Source organism: Actinophytocola sp., from assembly GCF_036002505.1.
In the GTDB taxonomy this organism is placed as follows: domain Bacteria; phylum Actinomycetota; class Actinomycetes; order Mycobacteriales; family Pseudonocardiaceae; genus DASYTH01.
In genome coordinates, this window is record NZ_DASYTH010000104.1 from 1 (window position 1) to 3,823 (window position 3,823).

The window sequence follows — 3,823 nt, forward strand, 5'->3', positions numbered from 1 at the left end:
AGACCCACGGCGGCGAAGCGCGCATCCGCGCCGCCCACTTCCCCGCCCTCAAGACCCTCCAAGACCTCGACCAGGGCCACCTGCGCGGCATCACCCGCCCCCAGGTCGCCCACCTGAGCACCCTGGACTTCATCGCCGCGAAGGAGAACGTGGTCTTCCTCGGCCCACCCGGTCGTGGTTAACACTGCGCATTCCTTTCATCGGGGTGTGTCGAACAGTCCAGTTTGGTCGGGTTTGACCTGGATACGGAGCCCTTTGCGGCGGCCCCGGTTGACGTAGATCGCTTGTAGTTGGCCGCGTTGGACCTTGTGCAACACGGTTTGGCGGGCTATGTCGAGGGCGTGGGCGGCCTGGTCGAGGGTGAGCCAGCCGGCGGGCACGTCGGGTTGGATCTTGTTGCGGAGGTTCTGGTCGATGCGGATCCGCCAGGGGGCGCCGGGGGTGATCTGCTCACCGATGATGAACCCGTCGCGCAGCCACCGATAGAGGGTGACCTTGCTGACGCCCAGCAGCTTTTCGGCGTCGGTGATGGTGACCACGATGGCATCTTGGTCGTCGGGTACGACATTCTCGTTGGGCGGCGGCTGGTTGGCGGGGATGCCGCGGGAGACGCGCAGCGCCTTGACCCGGGTCTTGGTCCAGGGCTGGTCGGTGCCGGTGGTGCGGTGTTGTTTGGCCAGGACGACCGCGATGGTGCGGTCGTCGTAGTGCTCGGCGAGCCGGCGGATGAGGGTGACGGTGTCCTCGCTGGTGGTGCGGGTATGGCCGCCGCGTTTGGTCATCGCCATGGGCAGTTCGGTGTCGGCGCCGCCTTGCCATTGGATGCGCAGCTGCGCGACGCGGGTCTCGGCGTTGACGGTGAGCACGATGTGGTCGATGACCGCCCGGATCAGCTGCTTGCGTTCGATGATCGTGGTGGTCGCCGCGTGGAAGACCGAGGCGAGGTCGGCGCCGGCACGGCGGATCCAGGCGACCTCGTCGTCGGTGAGGGTGACCGGGCGACGGGCTTGCTGGGCACGTAGGTCGTTCTCGGCGCGGCGCACCGCGCCAAGTTTGTCCTCCAACATCCGTTCCAATGTTCTTGCTACCAAACGGTTTTCTGGTTCCACGGTGTCGTACTGGCGGTGGGCTCGGTCGGCCTCGTAGCGGGCGCGCTCGACGGCGAGTTCGAAGGCGACCATCCGCTGCCGGTAATGCGTATCGGCCTCGGCCAGTGCTTTCGCGGTGGCTTCCAAGCTGGCCGGTTCCAGGATCGCGAACAGCTGGGTGAGGACGGTCTTCTCCAACCGGCCACCGCCGATGGATTGGCAGCCGTGCGCGGTGCCATACAGCTGCTTGGCCCGAGCACACACGTAGCGGGGGCTGTTGCCCTTCGCTCCGGAGTAGCCGGTCTGCATGGTCCGCCCGCATCGCCCGCAGCGCAGCAGGCCCTGCAACAGGGCTCGGCCCTCCCGCGGTGCGCCACCGCCGTGACCGCGGGGTGGCCGCCAGTTGGCGCGCAGCCGGGCGGTGTTGGCCTCGAAGGCGGCCCAGGTGATGAACCCGGGATGGTGCTCGGGGATCAGCACGGCCCACTGGTCGCGGGGCAGCAGCCGCACCCGGACGGTCACCCGTCCGGAGGCGTCGACGCGTTTCTCGGTGCGGGTGCGGCCGAACACAAACGCGCCAGCGTAGGCGGGGTTGGACAGGAAGTCGTGCACCGCCGGGTAGGTCGCAGCCCGCCAGGTGATCCGGGCGGACCCGTTGGCCCGCCGCGGCAGCAGCAGCCCGTCCTCACGCAGCGACAGCAGCACCTGGCGGGCCGAGCCGAGCTCATCGAAGCGGCGGAACACCGTGGCGATGGCCTCGGCTACCGCTTCGTCCGGGGTGAGGACGACCTGATCCTCAGTGTCGTAGTCCAGCCCGACGGGCAGGCCCTGCTTCAGCTCACCCTTGGCGGCCTTGTGTTTGAGGCCGGCGGTCAGTCGGGAGCGGATCAGGTGCAGCTCCGCCTCGGACATGGTGCCCTTGAGGCCGAGTACGAGTCGGTCGTTGAAATCGCCGGGGTGGTAGATGCCGTCGGCGTCGGCGATCAGGGTGTCGGTCAGGGCACATAAATCCAGCAGTTGGTACCAGTCGGCGTTGTTGCGGGCCAGCCGGGACACCTCGATACCCAGCACCAGACCGACCTTGCCGAGCCCGACGTCGGCGACCAGCTCACGAAACCCGAGTCGCCCGTCGGTGCGGGCGCCGGAGCGGCCCAGATCGGCGTCGATGACCACGACCTGATGGGCCGGCCAGCCCAGACCGACCGCGCGTTCCCGCAGTTCGTACTGCCGCTCCAAGCTCTCCGTGTGCTGCTGCACCTGGGTCGGGGTGGACTGGCGGACATAGACATAGGCGTCGCGACCCACATGCGACGCGGTGATCTTCCCGCCCGACACCAGCAACGCCGGCGCCGCCGACCCCGTGACGGGCTCAGCCACGACCAGACCCCTCACCGCAGATCCCACCGGTCGGTTCTTCGGCGATCAACACACCCCGGGCGATCAATCGGGCTAACAACACCAGCACCTGGGCCCGTGCCTGCTCCGGCAGCCCCGCCCACCCGCCGGCACCGCCCCCGCCGTCATCGATGAGCAGGGCAAGCTGACAGTCAGCAGCTATGGTCATGGCACGCAAATAGGTTCACCTGTTTCGAATCGTTGGCCGCGATCAGGAACGTGGTGAACCTATTTGCGTGCTCTCGCCCTGGCAGACTCGACAGCCGACCTCCCCGCCGGCGCCGCCAACCGACGACCCGGCGCGCAGAGCGGCAGCGACCCGGTCGTACTCGCGCCGGCCCACCCCCAGCCCCGGGCACTGCGTGTTCAACCGCAGCTGCCCGTCCGCCCAGCCGTGCCAGCGTTCGGCGACCTCGGCCGGGCTGCTGCCCAACGCATGCGCGACCTCGTCCACCGACGCACCCGCCAACAGGGCGCGATGGATGCTGATCACCGCGCAGACCCGCATCCCCTCGGCGATCACCGTCTCCAACGCGACCTGCCGCACGTGATAGGCCGCGCCACCCTGTCCAGCGAGTTCCTCAGCAGTAGCCGCAGCGAATGCAGCCTGGTAGGCATCCATCGCCTCCCACACACCCACGTCACGGACACCGCAACCCGGAATGTCGTTATCCCGCAACACAACCGATGTCACCGGCCCGCCCTCAACAACACGGCGACCAAAGACCGCAGTCGACGCAACCCCTCGGCGTCGAGCACCACCACCGGCCCATCCGCCTCAACCGAGCCCAACACATCGGTCGCATCGGCGCGGATCGTTCCCGGCGACCCATCCGGCAGCTCGATCACCAACAACAGCACGCCATTCCAGCGTTTGAACGAAGCCGCCTTCACCAGCAGGCCGAACAACGGATGAGCCTCACCCGTGACCCGCACCTCGCACGGCAGCACCGCACGAAGATGTTGCAGTCTGTCGCTTTCTCTCCCGGCACCGGCAAGACCCACCTCGCGATCGGTCTGGCCATCCGGGCCTGCCAGGCCAGCCACCGCGTCGCCTTCGCCACCGCCGCCCAATGGGTCGACCGCCTCGCCGCCACCCACCACGCCGGCCACCTCCACACCGAGCTGACCACGCTCGGCCCCTACCCCCTCCTCGTAGTGGACGAGGTCGGCTACATCCACTTCGAAGCCGAAGCCGCCAACCTCTTCTTCCAACTCGTCTCGAACCGATACGAACGAGCCCTGATGCGTGGTTTACAGCAACCACCCCACCACTTAAAGTAATTTCATACCACCCTTAGGTCGAGAGTGATTCATCCTCCCCGTACAGAAAAGGGTGA

General features: G+C 67.6%; 5 protein-coding genes. 2 read left to right on the forward strand and 3 right to left on the reverse strand.

The window, feature by feature from the left end:
• Positions 1-182: ATP-binding protein (locus tag VGR06_RS08460; RefSeq protein WP_327558420.1), on the forward strand; the 182-nt coding region annotated here is incomplete at its 5' end.
• Positions 183-197: 15 nt separating this feature from the next.
• Here VGR06_RS08460 and VGR06_RS08465 read toward each other — a convergent pair.
• From VGR06_RS08465 to VGR06_RS08475, 3 genes are all read right to left on the reverse strand, one after another.
• Entirely contained in the window at positions 198-2,465 is a 2,268-nt protein-coding gene (locus VGR06_RS08465; protein WP_327558421.1) for a recombinase family protein, read from the reverse strand.
• Between the two features lie 229 nt (positions 2,466-2,694).
• The gene (locus tag VGR06_RS08470; RefSeq protein WP_327558422.1) at positions 2,695-3,123 is read right to left on the reverse strand and encodes a hypothetical protein; all 429 of its coding nucleotides are present in this window, start codon (positions 3,121-3,123) and stop codon (positions 2,695-2,697) included.
• A gap of 50 nt (positions 3,124-3,173) precedes the next feature.
• Positions 3,174-3,392 (reverse strand): hypothetical protein, encoded by a 219-nt coding sequence (locus VGR06_RS08475; RefSeq protein WP_327558423.1) that lies wholly within the window; start codon positions 3,390-3,392, stop codon positions 3,174-3,176.
• A gap of 51 nt (positions 3,393-3,443) precedes the next feature.
• Between VGR06_RS08475 and VGR06_RS08480 the strand changes: the two genes are divergently transcribed.
• Positions 3,444-3,767 (forward strand): ATP-binding protein, encoded by a 324-nt coding sequence (locus VGR06_RS08480; protein WP_327558424.1) that lies wholly within the window; start codon positions 3,444-3,446, stop codon positions 3,765-3,767.
• Positions 3,768-3,823 lie beyond the last annotated feature (56 nt).